Below are 15,669 nucleotides of genomic sequence, written 5' to 3'. Positions count from 1 at the left end.
ACGGGTGGTACGGCACACAAAAGAGTGACCGGCCCCTGGGGGCCGGTCACGGGTGCTTCGTTCGGCTGAATGTCGCCGACGACGATCAGGCCTGGATGCGGTCGCTCATCCACATCAGCATCGGCGGGATCTCGCGGCGCCACGTGTTGAAGTTGTGGCCGCCGCTGTCGAGGATGATCGAGGAGACCCGGTCCGGGCTCTGCACCTTCTTGATGAACTTCCTGGTGTCCCCGAGGTTCGGCTCGCCCTTCTCGCTGCTGGTGACCAGGAAGGACGTACCGCTCGGCTTCTTGTTCTCCATGGCGTGCAGGACGTCCGCGCGCTTCTTCAGCTTGGCGTCCCCGTGGAAGAGGTCACCGGTGGTCGGGTCGTCCGGGGCCTCGTAGTACGCGGAGAGCCCGGCGGCCGCGCCGAAGGTCTGCGGGTAGTGCGCGGCGATCTTCAGCGCGCAGTAGCCCCCGGTGGAGTTGCCGATGAAGCCCATGTTCTGCGGCTTCTTGCCGACCCGGAAGGTGTCCGTGATGGCCTGCGGCAGGTCCACGCCGAAGAAGGTCTCGGTCTGCGGCCCGTCGGGGATGTCCACGCACTCGGTGTCGCGCGGCGGCGCGACGGTCGGGCGCAGCATGACCAGGATCATCGGCTTCATCTTCCCGGCCTTGGACAGGCTGAACGCCTTCATCGGGTAGTCGAGCCCTTTGATCAGGTTCTCGGCGGTGCCCGGGTAGCCGGTCAGGATGACGGAGGCGGGGAAGTTGTCGTTCTTGTGCTGCGGCTGGAAGTACTCCGGCGGGAGCCAGACGTAGCCCGGGCTCGTTATCTTCGACTTCTGCCCGGTTATGGCAACCTTCAGGATCTGTCCGCCGACCTGGGGCTTGGCACCACCCGGCACGTCCAGCTTCTGCTTGTCGACGACCTTGATGTCCTTGCTGCTCATCGAGTGGTCGACGACCTTGCCCATGGACGTCTCCTGGCCGAACAGGTCGGCCCAGGAACCGTAGAAGAGGAACGACTTGTTGGCCGCGAGCCCCACAGCCGAGAACAGCGCGAGCTGGGCCGCCAGCAGGAGCCCGATACGGCCGGCGACCGGGCGCCAGCCGCGGCCCGCGAGCTTCGGCCAGAACCAGACCGTGGCCGCGAAGAGCAGCACCCCGGCGACGATGGCCAGCGCCAGAACCGTATTACTGGTGAGACCCATGAGCAGTCAGTCGACTTTCTGATGGCAGGACTGGAAATTTCCGACGGAAGAGTGAACCCGCTTCACGTCGCCGTCGTCCTAATGGACGCACCACACTCCGGAGGCTGTCGCGGCCCCCGGCCACATGATCTCTCGCGGAGCAACGGGAAGCGATGTCTAGCAGGATAGATGGCGATAAGTCCGGACAGGTTCCGGCCCTGGCGGGGCGAATCCTCCGGGGTCCCCGACCGGAGGCCGTTCCCGGCCTCGTAGGTACGGCCGTCACGCTCGTCGGCCTGCTCGACATCGCGGCGGGTGTCTTCCCACGCTTCCGGCACAGCCGGATCCACGCGGTCACCGAGCTGCTGCCCGGCACCTTCGGCCCGTTCGCGGCAGCCGCGTCCCTCAGCGTGGGCGTGCTGCTCCTGCTGCTCGCGCACGGCCTCAAGCGGCACAAGCGGCGCGCCTGGCGGGCCGCCGTCGTCCTGCTCCCGGTCGGCGCGGTGGCGCAGTTCATGTACCGGCACTCGGTGATCGGCGTGGTCATCGCGGCCGTGCTCCTCGCCCTGTTGGTACGCCACCAGGGTGAGTTCAAGGCGCTGCCCGACCCGCGCAGCCGCTGGAAGGCGCTCGCCAACTTCGTACTGATGAGCGCCGGGTCCATCGGCCTCGGCCTGCTCATCGTCAACGTCCACCCGAACCGGGTGGTCGGCAACCCGGGCCTGTACGAGCAGCTCAAGCACGTGGTCGTCGGGCTCTTCGGCTTCGAGGGCCCCGTCAGCTACTCCGGGAAGGTGTCCTGGACCGTCGGCTACTCCCTCGGCGCCCTCGGCATGCTGACCGCACTCACCACCATCTACCTGGCCTTCCGCCCCGAGCACCCGGCCGCCCGGCTCACCGCCGACGACGAGGTCAAGCTGCGCGAGCTCCTCGCCCGGCACGGCGGCCGCGACTCCCTCGGGCACTTCGCGCTCCGCCGCGACAAGGCCGTCGTCTTCTCCCCCAGCGGCAAGGCCGCCGTCACCTACCGCGTCGTCTCCGGCGTGATGCTCGCCTCCGGCGACCCGATCGGCGACGTCGAGGCCTGGCCCGGCGCCATAGAGCGGTTCATGGCCGAGGCCAAGGCCCACTCGTGGACCCCGGCCGTCGTGGGCTGCAGCGAGACCGGCGGCGAGGTCTGGACCCGCGAGACCGGGCTCGACGCCTTGGAGCTGGGTGACGAGGCGATCGTCGACGTCAAAGACTTCTCCCTCTCCGGCCGCCCCATGCGAAACGTCCGCCAGATGGTCAAGCGGATCGAGCGCAACGGCTACACCACCAAGGTCCGGCGGGTCGCCGAGCTGAGCGAAGAGGAGCTGGCGGCCGTCCGCGGCGCTGCCGAGGCCTGGCGCGGCACCGACACCGAGCGCGGGTTCTCCATGGCCCTGGGCCGCGTCGGCGACCCCGGCGACGGCGACTGCATCATCGCGACCGCGCACCGCGTGGAGGAGGGCGACACCAGCCCCTTCGGCGACCTCAAGGCCATCCAGCACTTCGTGCCGTGGGGCAAGGACGGCATGTCGCTGGAGATGATGCGCCGCGACCGCGCCGCCGACCCGGGCATGAACGAGCTGCTGATCGTCGCCTCCCTCCAGCAGGCCCCCGAGCTGGGCATCGAGAAGGTCTCCCTGAACTTCGCGATGTTCCGCGCGGCACTGGCCCGCGGCGAGAAGATCGGCGCCGGCCCGGTCCTGCGCGCCTGGCGCAGCCTGCTGGTCTTCCTCTCGCGCTGGTTCCAGATCGAGTCGCTGTACAAGTTCAACGAGAAGTTCCGGCCCCGCTGGGAGCCGCGCTTCATGGTCTACCGCACCAGCCGCGACCTGCCGCGCATCGGCTTCGCCGTGATGCAGGCGGAGGGCTTCGTGACGCTGGCCCTGCCGCGGCTGTTCGAGAGCCGCCGGCGTCCCAAGCCGGTGCGTACGTGCACGCACAACGAGATGACGACGGTGCCGAACCAGACGGACCGCGAGGTCCAGGCGGCCTAGCCCTCCGCCGGGCGCGCCACCGGTCCCGGGAGCACGCCCGGCCCCCGCACGCGGGTCCCCGCCCCGAACGCCGGGCGGGGACCGGCTCCGCGCAGCGGCACCCCCGGCCCTCGGCCCGTACCCCGCACCGCCCGGCGACGGCAGCGGCAACGGCCCTACCCTGGGAGCCATGAACACCAAGCGCGAAGCCGCCGGCCGGGGCCGGGTCGAAGGCCTGCCCGACCTGGACCGCTGCGCGGTCATGGGCGTCGTCAACGTCACCCCCGATTCCTTCTCCGACGGCGGCCGCTGGTTCGACACCACCGCCGCCGTCAAGCGCGGCCTCGACCTCGTCGCCCAGGGCGCCGACCTCATCGACGTCGGCGGCGAATCCACCCGCCCCGGCGCCACCCGCGTCGACGAGGAGGAAGAGCTGCGCCGGGTCGTCCCCGTCGTCCGCGGGCTCGCCTCCGAGGGCGTCGCCGTCTCCGTCGACACCATGCGCGCGGCCGTCGCCGCCCAGGCCGTCGCGGCGGGCGCCCGGCTCGTCAACGACGTCAGCGGCGGACTCGCCGACCCCGACATGATCCCGGCCGTCGCCGCCGCCGAAGTGCCCTTCGTCGTCATGCACTGGCGCGGCTTCAGCGCCGACATGAACAGCCTCGCCGTCTACGCGGACGTCCTCGGCGAGGTCACCGCGGAACTCCGCGCCCGCATCGACGCGGTCGTCGCCGGCGGCATCGCCCCGGAACGGCTCGTCGTCGACCCCGGACTCGGCTTCGCGAAGAACGCCGAACACGACCTCGCCCTGGTGGCCCACCTGCCCGAGCTGCGCGCGCTCGGCTTCCCGCTGCTGGTCGCCGCCTCGCGGAAGCGTTTCCTCGGCCGGGTCCTGGCCGGCGGCGACGGCGCCGCCCCGCCGCCCGCCCGCGAGCGGGACGCGGCCACGGCCGCCGTCTCCGCCATCGCCGCCCACCAGGGCGCCTGGGCCGTTCGGGTCCACGAGGTACGGGCGACCGCGGACGCGGTTCGGGTGGCCCGCGCCGTGGAAGGGGCTCTGTGAGCCGCACGCACTCAGAAGGAGCCCAGTGAGCAGAACCGACATCGAAGCGGTCGAAGAGGTCAACACGGCCTTCTACGAGGCCATGGAGCGGGGGGACTTCGACGCGCTGTCGGCGCTCTGGCTGGAGGACGAGATCTCCTGCGTGCACCCGGGCTGGCCCGTCCTGACGGGCCGCGGCGAGGTGCTGCGCTCGTACGCGCTGATCATGTCCCACACGGAGTACATCCAGTTCTTCCTCACGGACACCAAGGTGTCGGTCATAGCCGACACCGCCCTGGTGACGTGTACGGAGAACATCCTCAGCGGCGGGCCCGCCGAGGACGGCGGGGAGCTCGGCCCGCTCGTGGGCCAGCTGGTCGTCGCCACGAATGTGTTCCGACGCACACCGGAGGGCTGGCGGCTCTGGTCCCACCACGGTTCTCCCGTCCTGACCGAGTCAGACGAAGAGGACGAACAGGACACCGACTGACCCCCTCGGGCGGGATCCCCGGTATTTCGCAGGTAAATTCGAAGACGGACGACGCCGACCGCACTCGGCACAGGCCCATGGTTTCGGGGAGTCCCGGACCGGAAGTACCTACGAAAGCAGGAGTGATTCGCGTGGATCGTGTCGCACTGCGCGGCCTCAAGGCTCGCGGGCACCACGGCGTCTTCCCCAGGGAACGCGAGGAGGGCCAGACCTTCATCGTCGACCTCGTGCTGCACCTCGACACCCGCCCCGCGGCGGCCGGAGACGACCTGGCGAAGACCGTGCACTACGGGGTCGTCGCCGAGGAGGTCGTCGACGTGGTCCAGGGCGAGCCCGTGGACCTGATCGAGACCCTCGCCGAGCGGATCGCCCAGCAGTGCCTCAAGCACGAAGCGGTGGCACAGGTGGAGGTCGTCGTCCACAAGCCGGACGCGCCCATCACCGTCCCCTTCGACGACGTGACCATCACGATCACCCGGAGCCGCGCATGAACAACGGACTGAGCGCCCAGAGCGACCCCACCGTCCAGCCCGTACCCGCGTCCGTCACCGATGCCGTGGACGCGGCCGACGTCACCCTCTCCAACCCCAAATGGGCCGTGGTCGCGCTCGGCGCGAACCTCGGCAACCGGCTGGAGACCCTCCAGGGCGCCATCGACGCCCTCGGCGACACCCCCGGCCTGCGGGTCAAGGCCGTCTCCCCCGTCTACGAGACCGAGCCGTGGGGCGTCGAACCCGGCACGCAGCCCTCGTACCTCAACGCGGTCGTCCGGATCCGCACCACGCTGCCGCCCTCCTCCCTCCTGGAACGCGGCCACGCCATCGAAGAGGCCTTCGACCGCGTCCGCGAGGAGCGCTGGGGACCGCGCACCATCGACGTCGACATCGTGTCGTACGCCGAGGTGGTCTCCGACGACCCAGTTCTCACCCTCCCGCACCCGCGGGCCCACCAGCGCGCCTTCGTGCTGGCCCCCTGGCACGACATCGACCCGGAAGCCGTGATCCCGGGCCACGGCCCGGTGGCGGCCCTCCTGGCGACAATCGGCCTGAGCGGCGTCACGCCGCGCACCGACCTGGAACTCCGCCTCCCGGAGTAGTCGTTAGCCTGTTCACGGCTACTCGCTGAAAGTGGGGAACGGGCAAGTGAAGCAACTGAGGCCTGCGGTCCTGGCGGCCATCTTCCTGATCGCCGGGATCCTGTCCTGGGCGGGCGCCCGACTGTGGAACGCCTACGGCACCCTGCCGGGCGTCCCGCTGGCCGCCCCGATCGTGCTGGCCGTGATCGCGGTGATCCTCCTCGCCACGGCCCTGTCGATGCGCGCCCGCCTCAAGGCCCAGCGTGAGCGCCGCCCGGGCGCCAAGGGCGTGGAGCCGCTGATGGCGGCCCGCGCCGTGGTCTTCGGCCAGGCCAGCGCTCTCGTGGCGGCCCTGGTCGCGGGCATGTACGGCGGTGTGGGCGTCTTCCTCCTGACCGACTCCCTCGACGTCCCCGCCCGCCGCGACCAGGCCTGGTACGCCGGCTTCTCGGTCCTGGCGGGCGCGGCGGTCATCGCCGCCGCGCTCTTCCTGGAGCACGTCCTGAAGCTCCCGGAGGACGACGACCACTCCCCGGCCGGCGCCGCCCGCGCCTAGGCCTCCCAAGGCGCGCGAACCAGGTGCCCATTCACCAGGAATTCGGCGTGCGGGGTGGGCCCGAAGCCGTACAAGGTGGAGGGCTTGGCACTGGATGGCCGTGCCGTGACGGCGCGAACCTCGACCCACGCCGACTCGTCGAGTTCGAGAGGGTGCTCCTCCACCCGGAACGTCCCACGCGTCGGCCAGCTGTCGGCAACCACGAGCCGCGATGCCGGACCGTTCGCGCGGGGCGTGAACCTGGCACCGATGATCTCGGCGAGGTCCTCGAGAAACGGGACGTTCGAGCTGACGAGGGCCCTCGCTGGCCACCGCTTGATCCGGTATCCGTCGCCATCCTCATATCCGTCCAGGAACCCCCCGAAGGTCTCCTCGTCCCTGAGCACGACCCGGGGAAACCCCTGGCGCATGTGGTGGGCATCTCCGCCCACGTACTGGCGCATGAGGTCGGCAAGGTACGAGGAGACGACGCGGACCCGGAAGCCGGGTAGGTCCCGCCCCAGATATCCCGACGGCCTCGTGACGGGCTCCAGCCTTGCGTAAAGACCGGTGGCACCGGTCAAAGCTCGCGCGTACTTCGTCGCAAAAGCCTCGTCATTGACCACGAGGGACACCTGGTTCTTGCCCACTGTGCCGTCTGAGCACGTCGCTCCGATCAGGTAGCCGAGCTGGTACCCCGGCCGGATCGACAGCCGTTCTCTGCGCAGCTTGCGCGCGTGGGCCCATGCCACCACGGTGCCGACCGCATCGCGGGCGTGCGTCCATCCGTCCGGTGTCCACAGAAGCTGATCCGGAGCCACGGCGAAGGTCGAATGGTCCGTCGTCACATCGACGAGGGCGCGCGTCTTGGCCACGCGGACATCTGTGACCTCAGTCTGTTCGGTGCGCTCACCCTGCAGTGTCCATAACCGCCGGCCCGGCCTGACGTCGCATGCCCGAAGCCGTCCGCCTACGGCGTTGACCGTCTGCCTGCTCGGTAGACCCCAAAGCATCGGTCCCCCTCCGTGAAGTAACGGAGGGGGACCGTATCGGGCCGCACTGACAATGCTCCTAGCGGGCCATGATGAGGCTCATGGCCTCACTGCGCGTCGCAGGGTCGCGGAGCTGGCCGCGCACCGCGGATGTGGTGGTCTTGGCGCCCGGCTTACGGATGCCCCGGACCGACATGCACATGTGCTCGGCCTCGATCACGACGATCGCTCCGCGAGCCTCCAGGATCTCCATGAGGGAGTCCGCTATCTGAGTAGTGAGACGTTCCTGCACCTGCGGACGACGCGCGAACACGTCCACCAGGCGAGCCAGCTTGGACAGGCCCGTGATCTTGCCGGTCTCCGCCGGGATGTATCCGACGTGGGCGACGCCATGGAACGGCAGAAGGTGATGTTCGCACAGAGATACGATTTCGATGTCCTTCACCAGGACCATCTCGTCGTGACCAAGGTCGAACGTCGTCGTCAGGACGTCCTCCGGCCTCTGCCGCAGACCAGCCAAAATCTCTCGGTACGCCCGCGCGACCCGCGCCGGCGTCTCCAGGAGGCCCTCGCGGTCCGGGTCCTCGCCGACCGCGATCAGGAGTTCGCGGATCGCCGCCTCGGCGCGCTTCTCGTCGAACTCGCCGATCGTGCCCTCGTCACCGGTCAGGGTCACTGGGTCGGTCATGTCGTCTTCCTCGTTCCTGTCCACACAGCGCTCGCGGGCGCATAAAAGTGCCGCGCCCCCCAGGCTAGAACCTGGGGGGCGCGGCTTCCATTCCGGGTGGATCAGGCCTCGGGGCGGTCCTCCGGGGCCACCTCGATGCCCTTCTCCGTGGAGACCGGCGTGACGGCGGTCGCCGTCGAGCTGCCGTTCGCCGCGTTCGTCAGCTGGAGCTCCTTGGGAGAGAGCACCGGCGGACGGGTGGACGGGGTGCGCCGGGCGGAGCCGGTCCACGCCGGGCGGGCCGGGCGCTTCACGATCGTGGAGAAGATCTCGGCGATCTCCTCCTTGCCCAGCGTCTCCTTCTCGAGGAGGGCGAGGACGAGGTTGTCCAGGACGTCCCGGTTCTCGACCAGGATCTCCCAGGCCTCGTTGTGCGCGGTCTCGATGAGCTTCTTGACCTCTTCGTCGACCAGCGCCGCGACCTCTTCCGAGTAGTCCCGCGGGTGCGACATCTCGCGGCCCAGGAACGGCTCGGTGTTGTCGCCGCCGAACTTGATCGCGCCCAGACGCTCGGTCATGCCGTACTGGGTGACCATCGCGCGGGCCGTCGCCGTGGCCTTCTCGATGTCGTTCGCCGCGCCGGTGGTCGGGTCGTGGAAGACCAGCTCCTCCGCCGCGCGCCCACCCAGCATGTACGCCAGCTGGTCGAGCATCTCGTTGCGCGTGGTCGAGTACTTGTCCTCGTCGGGCAGGACCATGGTGTAACCCAGGGCCCGGCCGCGGGACAGGATCGTGATCTTGTGGACCGGGTCGGAGTTCGGCGAGGCCGCCGCGACCAGGGCGTGACCGCCCTCGTGGTACGCGGTGATCTTCTTCTCGCGGTCCGACATGATCCGGGTCCGCTTCTGCGGGCCCGCCACGACGCGGTCGATCGCCTCGTCCAGCATGTGGTTGTCGATCAGCTTCTTGTCCGAGCGGGCCGTGAGGAGCGCGGCCTCGTTCAGGACGTTGGAGAGATCGGCACCGGTGAAGCCGGGGGTGCGGCGGGCGACGGCCGAGAGGTCGACGTCCGGAGCGACCGGCTTGCCCTTCTGATGGACCTTGAGGATCTCCAGGCGGCCCTGCATGTCCGGACGGTCGACGGCGATCTGCCGGTCGAAGCGGCCGGGGCGCAGGAGCGCCGGGTCGAGGATGTCCGGACGGTTCGTGGCGGCGATCAGGATGACGCCGCCCTTCACGTCGAAGCCGTCCATCTCGACGAGCAGCTGGTTCAGGGTCTGCTCGCGCTCGTCGTGGCCGCCGCCGAGACCCGCACCGCGGTGCCGGCCGACGGCGTCGATCTCGTCGACGAAGACGATCGCCGGCGCGTTGGCCTTGGCCTGCTCGAACAGGTCACGGACGCGCGAGGCGCCGACACCGACGAACATCTCGACGAAGTCGGAACCGGAGATCGAGTAGAACGGGACGCCCGCCTCGCCCGCGACGGCGCGCGCGAGCAGGGTCTTGCCGGTTCCGGGCGGGCCGTAGAGCAGCACGCCCTTGGGGATCTTGGCGCCGACGGCCTGGAACTTCGCCGGCTCCTGGAGGAACTCCTTGATCTCGTGGAGTTCCTCGACGGCCTCGTCCGAGCCCGCGACGTCGGCGAACGTCGTCTTCGGGGTGTCCTTGGTGATGAGCTTGGCCTTGGACTTCCCGAAGTTCATGACCCGGGAGCCGCCGCCCTGCATCTGGTTCATCAGGAACAGGAAGACGACGACGATGAGGACGAAGGGCAGGAGCGAGAGCAGCACGCTCAGGAACGGGCTGGTCTTGTCCGGGGTCACCGAGTAACCCTTGGGGATCTGACCGGCGTCGTACTTGGTCTGGAGGTTCTGGGCGAGCTGGACGCCCTGATCCCCGATGTAGTTGGCCTGGAACTTGGTGCCGTCGTGCTTGCCGAGCTTCTGGCCTTCGCTCAGCTCGATCTTGATCATCTGGCTGTCGCCGGTGGTCAGCTTCGCCGACTCCACCTGGCCGGTGTTGATCGCCTTGATGACCTCGCTGGTGTCCACCGACTTGTAGCCGCCGCCGGAGCCGACGACATTCATCAACACGACCACGGCGAGGACGGCCAGCACGATCCACATGACCGGCCCACGGAAGTATCGCTTCACGTCCATCCATACGGGGCGCAAGGCACCCCGTCCCTCCTGCCCGTAGGTAAATGCTGCTTTGAGTAAAGACTGTTCTTCGGAATGTACCCCTGAATTGTCACCCGCGGCCTCGTGGGACGGCTGACAGACCCGCTTTCCCTGCTCCAACGGCGGGAACCGCCCCCAGGTTCCCGTCTTCCGGGCCCCGGGGGCGTCGTACTCCGGGTGCGGCGGTCAGCCGCCGTAGACGTGCGGGGCGAGCGTGCCGACGAACGGCAGGTTGCGGTACTTCTCCGCGTAGTCGAGGCCGTAGCCCACGACGAACTCGTTCGGGATGTCGAAGCCGACCCACTTCACGTCGATCGCGACCTTCGCGGCGTCGGGCTTGCGCAGCAGCGTGACGACCTCCAGGGAGGCCGGCTGGCGGGAGCCGAGGTTCGACAGCAGCCAGGACAGCGTCAGACCGGAGTCGATGATGTCCTCGACGATCAGGACGTGCTTGTCCTTGATGTCGGTGTCCAGGTCCTTGAGGATCCGGACGACGCCCGAGGACTGGGTCCCGGCGCCGTAGGAGGACACCGCCATCCAGTCCATGGTGAGCGGGGTGGACAAGGCGCGCGCCAGGTCCGCCATCACCATCACGGCGCCCTTGAGCACACCGACGATGAGCAGGTCCTTGCCCGCGTACTCCGCGTCGATCTTCGCGGCCAGCTCGGCCAGCTTCGCGTCGATCTCTTCCTTGGTGATGAGCACCGACTGGAGGTCGTTGCCCATGTCCTTCTCGTCCACCCGCATCACTTTCGTTGTCGGCCGGGGCCCCGGGGGTGTCCCCGGAGGACTCAGCCGTGCTTCAGCACCAATCAGCCCTGCCGGATGACAAGTCTGCCACCCTGGCGCTGGGCCTCGACCCGTCCGGGCAGGTTGATGGCGCCCTGACCGCGCCATCCGGTGATGAGGCGGTCCACTTCCTCGATGTGCCGGGCGAAGAGGGAGCCCGCGGGGGAACCGGCGGCGACGACGGCCCTGCGCAGCACCCGGCGGCGGACGGCCGGGGGCAGGGCGTACAGCTTGGCGCACTCCAGCCGGCCGTCCTCGTCCCGTACGCCGGTCTCGGCCTCGGCGGCCCAGGCGTCCAGCGCGTCGGCGTCGTCGCGGGAGAGCTGGGCGGTACGGGCCAGTGCCTCGACGACGCCCTTCCCGAGGGCCTTCTCCAGTGCGGGCAGTCCCTCGTGGCGCAGCCGGGAGCGGGTGTAGGCGGGGTCGATGTTGTGCGGGTCGTCCCACACGGCCAGGGACTGGACCATGCAGGCCTTGCGGGCGGTCTGCCGGTCGACCTGGAGGAAGGGGCGGCGGTAGCGGTGGCTGCGGCCCGGGCCCCCGGACACCTCCGCCATGCCGGAAAGGGAGCGGATGCCGGAGCCGCGGGCGAGGCCGAGGAGGACGGTTTCGGCTTGATCGTCCCGGGTGTGGCCGAGCAGCACCGCGGCGGCTCCCAGCCGGTCGGCGGCCTCGTCCAGGGCGGCGTAGCGGGCGTCGCGCGCGGCGGCCTCGGGTCCGCCCTCCCGGCCGACGCGCACGGCGACGGACTCCACCGGGTCGAGGCGGAGTGCGGTCATGCGGGTGACGACCTCGGCGGCGCGCAGGTCGGAGCCGGGTTGGAGTCCGTGGTCGACGGTGATGCCGCCGGCCCGGATGCCGAGCTTGGGGGCCTCGAAGGCGAGTGCCGAGGCGAGTGCCATCGAGTCGGCGCCGCCGGAGCAGGCGACGAGGACCAGTGGCGGGGTGGTGCGGGGGTCGGCGGAGCGGTGGGAGAGGTCGGTGAGGACGTCGTGGAGTACGCGGCGGACCGCCAGGCGTATCGCCGCGACCGCAGGATGGGGACCCATGTCCGGTGCCCTTCGATGGTGTTCGGATGCCTCGGAGGCTTGGGGTGTGTGGTGCTGGGGGGTGCTTGCCCGGCTGCCCCCGCGAGGCGAGGGATGTCACTCAGAGTGCGTCGATGGTGACAGAGCCGAGCCGTTCCCCGAGCATCGCACGCCCTTCCACGCCTCACGGTCCCTCGGACGGGTGATGCTGCTTCCCCCAGTGGGACATGTTTACGCCCCCGAGTCAGCCCCGAGTCAGCTTTCCGCGCCCCCTTCGCTCCCCCTGCGGTGCACGCGGGCGACCCAGTCTGCGGGCCGGGCGATCTCGGCCTTGGTCGGGAGCGTGTTCGGGGAGGTCCACACGCGGTTGAAGCCGTCCATGCCGACCTGGTCGACGACGGCGCGCACGAAGCGCTCGCCGTCGCGGTACTGGCGCAGCTTGGCGTCGAGGCCGAGCAGCTTGCGCAGGGCGGCGTCGAGCCGGCCCGCTCCGCTGGCGCGGCGCTGCTGGAACTTCTCGCGGATCTCGGCGACGGAGGGCACGACCTCGGGGCCGACGCCGTCCATGACGAAGTCGGCGTGGCCCTCCAGCAGCGACATGACGGCGGTGAGCCGGCCGAGGATCTCGCGCTGTTCGGGCGTCTGTACGAGCTCGACCAGGGAGCGGCCCTCGTCGCCGTGTTCGGCGTCGGGGCGGGCACCGGCGAAGGACTGGGCGGCCTCGCGGACGCGTTCGAGGACGGTCGCCGGGTCGACCTCGGTGGCGCCGAGGAAGGCCTGGATCTCGCCTTCGAGGTGGTCGCGCAGCCAGGGGACGGCCGTGAACTGCGTACGGTGCGTCTCCTCGTGCAGGCACACCCAGAGCCGGAAGTCGTGCGGGTGGACCTCCAGCTCGCGTTCGACGTGGACGATGTTCGGGGCGACGAGCAGCAGTCGACCGCCGCCCGCGGAGCCGGGCAGGTCGCGGGAGACAGGCGCGAAGGTCTCGTACTGGCCGAGGACCCGGGAGGCCAGGAAGCTGAGCAGCATGCCGAGCTCGACGCCGGTGACCTTGCCGCCGACGGCCCCGAGCACCGCCCCGCCGGGGGTTCCCGCGCGGCGGTCCTGCATCTTGCCGAGGAGCGGCTGGAGCAGCTCGCGGAAGCCGGCCACGTTGGCCTTGACCCAGCCGGCCCGGTCGACGACGAGGACGGGCGTGTCGGGGACGGTGGCACCGTCGGGGATCATGCGGGTGAATTCGCGTACGTGTCGTTCCGAGGTCCTGGCGTGCGCGCGCAGCTCCGCGACCACCGCTCGTGCCTCGTCCCGCCCGACCTCCGGGCCGGGCCTCACAAATCGGGTCGCGGTGGCCACCGCGAGGTTCCAGTCGACCATCTCGGCACCACTGATGCTCGTCATGCGTCAACGGTACGTGGACGAGCCCGCCGGCGGACCCCTACGGTGCGGCCGCGACTGCGGCGGCCAGCTTGTCGAGGGCCTTCTCGGCGCCCTCCGGGCCCGGGGTGTCCTTGGTGAGGAACGCGAAGGCGAGGAGCCGGCCGGAGTGGTCGACGACGGTCCCGGAGAGGGAGTTCACGCCGCTCAGGGTGCCGGTCTTGGCGCGGAGCAGGCCGGCGGCCGGGGAGCTGCCGGCGTTGCGGGCGCGCAGGGTCCCGGTGAATCCGGCGACGGGCAGTCCGGTGAGGACGGGCCGCAGCTCGGGGTGGTCGGTGCCCGCGGCCTTGGTGAGGATCCCGGTCAGCAGCCCGGCGTAGACCTTGTCCTCGCGGTTGAGGCCGCTGCCGTCGGCGAAACGGGTGCCGGTGACGTCCACGCCGAGGGAGGCGAGCCTGGCCGCGACGGCCTTCTCGGCGCCTTCGAAGCTCGCGGGCTGTCCGGAGGCGAGGGCGGTCTGGCGGGCGAGGGCCTCGGCGATGTCGTTGTCGCTGTTGGTCAGCATCCGCTCGACGAGACCGGAGAGCGGGGTGGAGAGGGTGACGGCCAGCGGCTGCGCGCCCGCCGCGGGCTTGGCCTTGGCGGGGGCGCCGGTGACCTTGATGCCGTGTTCGACCAGCAGGGCGGAGAAGGCGCGGGCCGCCTCCTTCGCCGGGTCGTCGACCCGGTCCACGGGCCCGGAGACGGAATCGTCGGTGCGGCCCTCGTCGGCGGCCAGTGAGGTCACGAGGGCGATGTTGGGGTTGTCGCCGATCGGGTGGCGGGCGGGGCCGGTGTAGAGGCTGTCGTCGTAGCCCAGGGTCACGCTGTAGGTGCCGGCGGCCTTGAGGGCCGCCGCGGCGTCGCCGGCGAGCTTGGGAAGGCTGCCGCCGGATCCGGCGGGGCTCTTCTTCTTGGCGGTGAGGGAGGGGTCGCCGCCGCCGACCAGGACGATCTGGCCCGGGTCGGCGCCGGGGGCGACCGTGGTCCGGATCTGATGCTCGGGCCCGAGGGCGGCCAGGGCCGCGGCGGCGGTGGCGATCTTGACGGTGGAGGCGGGGGTCATCGCGTCGCGCGCCCCGGACTCGTAGAGCACCTCGCCGGTCGCGGTGTCGACGACGGAGGCGGTGCGGACGGTGCCGAGGGCGCGGTCGGCGAGGAGCGGCCTCAGCGCGGCGGCGAGCCCGTCGGGGGCGGCGGCCTGCGAGCGCGCCCGGCCGACGCCCTGGAGCACCCCCGGAGCGCTGGGAGCGGCCTGTGGCAGGCCCCCCGGGCCCGAGCCGGAGCCGTGATCTGCGCCACCCGTACGGCTCCAGGAGGCAGCCTTGTCCCGCTCGGCCTTACGCTGGCCGGAGTCCCAGGGACCGGCGGAGGCCACGACGGCCGCCGAAAGGGCGAGGCCGGCGACGGCGGACCCCGCGATGAGCTGCCACGTCTTGACCAATGGCACCTCGGACCAGCCCCTTTCGCGATCACACATATGCGTGAGGGACACTTAACCACTGCGTCTTGCCGCGAGCATGGCACCCCACCCGCCAACCGGCAGGGCAGGGCCGGACGCGCACGTAGTTCAATCAAATGCCGTCTCGAAGCAAAGCAGTCTTCTGAGGCTGATCATGGAGGAGCAGGACGTGGAGTTCGACGTCACCATCGAGATCCCCAAGGGTTCGCGGAACAAGTACGAGGTGGACCACGAGACCGGCCGGATCCGTCTGGACCGTCGCCTCTTCACCTCGACCAGCTACCCGGCCGACTACGGCTTCGTCGAGAACACCCTCGGCGAGGACGGCGACCCGCTGGACGCGCTGGTCATCCTCGACGAGCCGACCTTCCCGGGCTGCCTGATCAAGTGCCGCGCCATCGGCATGTTCCGCATGACGGACGAGGCGGGCGGCGACGACAAGCTGCTGTGCGTGCCGGCCTCCGACCCGCGCGTCGAGCACCTGCGCGACATCCACCACGTGTCGGAGTTCGACCGCCTGGAGATCCAGCACTTCTTCGAGGTCTACAAGGACCTGGAGCCGGGCAAGTCGGTCGAGGGTGCGAACTGGGTCGGCCGCGCCGAGGCCGAGGCCGAGATCGAGGCCTCGTACAAGCGTCTCGAGGCCTCCGGCGGCCACCACTGACGCTGCGCTGAGCGCTGACTGACGGCGGGGGGCCCCCCCCCGGGGGGGGCGCCCCCCCCCGCCGCGGGGGGGGCCCCCCCCCCCCCCCCCGGGGGGGCGGGGGGCCCCCCCCCCGCCGGGGGGGGGGGGGGGCCCGGGCGGAAAAAATGCGGCCA

General features: G+C 70.5%; 15 protein-coding genes. 7 read left to right on the top strand and 8 right to left on the bottom strand.

Annotated features, from left to right (window positions below):
- Positions 1 to 85: 85 nt before the first annotated feature.
- On the bottom strand, positions 86 to 1,195 hold the full coding sequence (locus tag ACFYZL_RS35080; protein WP_384757887.1) for an alpha/beta hydrolase: 1,110 nt from the start codon (positions 1,193 to 1,195) through the stop codon (positions 86 to 88).
- 152 nt (positions 1,196 to 1,347) lie between these two features.
- On the opposite strand from ACFYZL_RS35080, the gene ACFYZL_RS35075 reads away from it, so the two are divergent.
- The 6 genes from ACFYZL_RS35075 (at position 1,348) to ACFYZL_RS35050 (ending at position 6,340) form a co-directional block, all read left to right on the top strand.
- Complete coding sequence (locus tag ACFYZL_RS35075; RefSeq protein ID WP_384757890.1) at positions 1,348 to 3,198, top strand: phosphatidylglycerol lysyltransferase domain-containing protein; 1,851 nt, start codon at positions 1,348 to 1,350, stop codon at positions 3,196 to 3,198.
- A 241-nt stretch (positions 3,199 to 3,439) separates the two neighbouring features.
- On the top strand, positions 3,440 to 4,240 hold the full coding sequence (gene folP, locus ACFYZL_RS35070; protein WP_384596425.1) for a dihydropteroate synthase: 801 nt from the start codon (positions 3,440 to 3,442) through the stop codon (positions 4,238 to 4,240).
- Between the two features lie 25 nt (positions 4,241 to 4,265).
- Positions 4,266 to 4,709 carry a nuclear transport factor 2 family protein gene (locus ACFYZL_RS35065; RefSeq protein ID WP_376656361.1) on the top strand — a complete coding sequence of 148 codons (444 nt, stop codon included), beginning with the start codon at positions 4,266 to 4,268 and terminating at the stop codon, positions 4,707 to 4,709.
- Between the two features lie 131 nt (positions 4,710 to 4,840).
- Positions 4,841 to 5,200, top strand: coding sequence for a dihydroneopterin aldolase (folB, locus tag ACFYZL_RS35060; RefSeq protein WP_030010912.1), 360 nt, complete (start codon positions 4,841 to 4,843; stop codon positions 5,198 to 5,200).
- Positions 5,197 to 5,805: a 2-amino-4-hydroxy-6-hydroxymethyldihydropteridine diphosphokinase gene (gene folK / locus ACFYZL_RS35055; protein WP_384756634.1), complete on the top strand. Its 609-nt coding sequence runs from the start codon at positions 5,197 to 5,199 to the stop codon at positions 5,803 to 5,805. Before folB ends, folK begins: the two co-directional genes overlap by 4 nt.
- Before the next feature lie 46 nt (positions 5,806 to 5,851).
- A complete protein-coding gene (locus tag ACFYZL_RS35050) occupies positions 5,852 to 6,340 on the top strand; it encodes a DUF3180 domain-containing protein (protein WP_384756630.1) in 489 nt (162 codons plus the stop codon).
- Here the strand turns inward: ACFYZL_RS35050 and ACFYZL_RS35045 are convergent.
- The 7 genes from ACFYZL_RS35045 to dacB all read right to left on the bottom strand — a co-directional run bounded on the left by ACFYZL_RS35045 (position 6,337) and on the right by dacB (position 14,838).
- The gene (locus ACFYZL_RS35045; protein ID WP_384756627.1) at positions 6,337 to 7,194 is read right to left on the bottom strand and encodes a hypothetical protein; all 858 of its coding nucleotides are present in this window, start codon (positions 7,192 to 7,194) and stop codon (positions 6,337 to 6,339) included. The two genes, ACFYZL_RS35050 and ACFYZL_RS35045, sit on opposite strands and share 4 nt — an antisense overlap.
- A gap of 196 nt (positions 7,195 to 7,390) precedes the next feature.
- Positions 7,391 to 7,999 (bottom strand): GTP cyclohydrolase I FolE, encoded by a 609-nt coding sequence (gene folE / locus ACFYZL_RS35040; RefSeq protein ID WP_384756624.1) that lies wholly within the window; start codon positions 7,997 to 7,999, stop codon positions 7,391 to 7,393.
- Positions 8,000 to 8,100: 101 nt separating this feature from the next.
- Positions 8,101 to 10,137 carry an ATP-dependent zinc metalloprotease FtsH gene (ftsH, locus tag ACFYZL_RS35035; RefSeq protein ID WP_384756621.1) on the bottom strand — a complete coding sequence of 679 codons (2,037 nt, stop codon included), beginning with the start codon at positions 10,135 to 10,137 and terminating at the stop codon, positions 8,101 to 8,103.
- Positions 10,138 to 10,344: 207 nt separating this feature from the next.
- A complete protein-coding gene (gene hpt / locus ACFYZL_RS35030; protein ID WP_243339812.1) occupies positions 10,345 to 10,905 on the bottom strand; it encodes a hypoxanthine phosphoribosyltransferase in 561 nt (186 codons plus the stop codon).
- Between the two features lie 65 nt (positions 10,906 to 10,970).
- Complete coding sequence (gene tilS, locus ACFYZL_RS35025) at positions 10,971 to 11,996, bottom strand: tRNA lysidine(34) synthetase TilS (protein ID WP_376656356.1); 1,026 nt, start codon at positions 11,994 to 11,996, stop codon at positions 10,971 to 10,973.
- Between the two features lie 234 nt (positions 11,997 to 12,230).
- Positions 12,231 to 13,373, bottom strand: coding sequence for a zinc-dependent metalloprotease (locus ACFYZL_RS35020; protein WP_388684655.1), 1,143 nt, complete (start codon positions 13,371 to 13,373; stop codon positions 12,231 to 12,233).
- A 37-nt stretch (positions 13,374 to 13,410) separates the two neighbouring features.
- Positions 13,411 to 14,838 (bottom strand): D-alanyl-D-alanine carboxypeptidase/D-alanyl-D-alanine-endopeptidase, encoded by a 1,428-nt coding sequence (gene dacB / locus ACFYZL_RS35015; RefSeq protein WP_388684652.1) that lies wholly within the window; start codon positions 14,836 to 14,838, stop codon positions 13,411 to 13,413.
- A gap of 181 nt (positions 14,839 to 15,019) precedes the next feature.
- Between dacB and ACFYZL_RS35010 the strand changes: the two genes are divergently transcribed.
- A complete protein-coding gene (locus tag ACFYZL_RS35010) occupies positions 15,020 to 15,514 on the top strand; it encodes an inorganic diphosphatase (protein ID WP_243629059.1) in 495 nt (164 codons plus the stop codon).
- Positions 15,515 to 15,669: the final 155 nt, after the last annotated feature.

Source organism: Streptomyces sp. NPDC001717 (genome assembly GCF_042892775.1).
GTDB lineage: Bacteria > Actinomycetota > Actinomycetes > Streptomycetales > Streptomycetaceae > Streptomyces.
This window is presented reverse-complemented; position numbering and strand designations above follow the sequence as displayed.

Coding starts and splice junctions, on each gene's coding strand:
- folP (WP_384596425.1), top strand. CDS start 3,440: ATGGGCGTCGTCAACGTCACCCCCGATTCCTTCTCCGACGGCGGCCGC.
- ACFYZL_RS35020 (WP_388684655.1), bottom strand. CDS start 13,373: ATGACGAGCATCAGTGGTGCCGAGATGGTCGACTGGAACCTCGCGGTG.
- ACFYZL_RS35080 (WP_384757887.1), bottom strand. CDS start 1,195: ATGGGTCTCACCAGTAATACGGTTCTGGCGCTGGCCATCGTCGCCGGG.
- hpt (WP_243339812.1), bottom strand. CDS start 10,905: ATGCGGGTGGACGAGAAGGACATGGGCAACGACCTCCAGTCGGTGCTC.
- ACFYZL_RS35075 (WP_384757890.1), top strand. CDS start 1,348: ATGTCTAGCAGGATAGATGGCGATAAGTCCGGACAGGTTCCGGCCCTG.
- folK (WP_384756634.1), top strand. CDS start 5,197: ATGAACAACGGACTGAGCGCCCAGAGCGACCCCACCGTCCAGCCCGTA.
- tilS (WP_376656356.1), bottom strand. CDS start 11,996: ATGGGTCCCCATCCTGCGGTCGCGGCGATACGCCTGGCGGTCCGCCGC.
- ftsH (WP_384756621.1), bottom strand. CDS start 10,137: ATGGACGTGAAGCGATACTTCCGTGGGCCGGTCATGTGGATCGTGCTG.
- folE (WP_384756624.1), bottom strand. CDS start 7,999: ATGACCGACCCAGTGACCCTGACCGGTGACGAGGGCACGATCGGCGAG.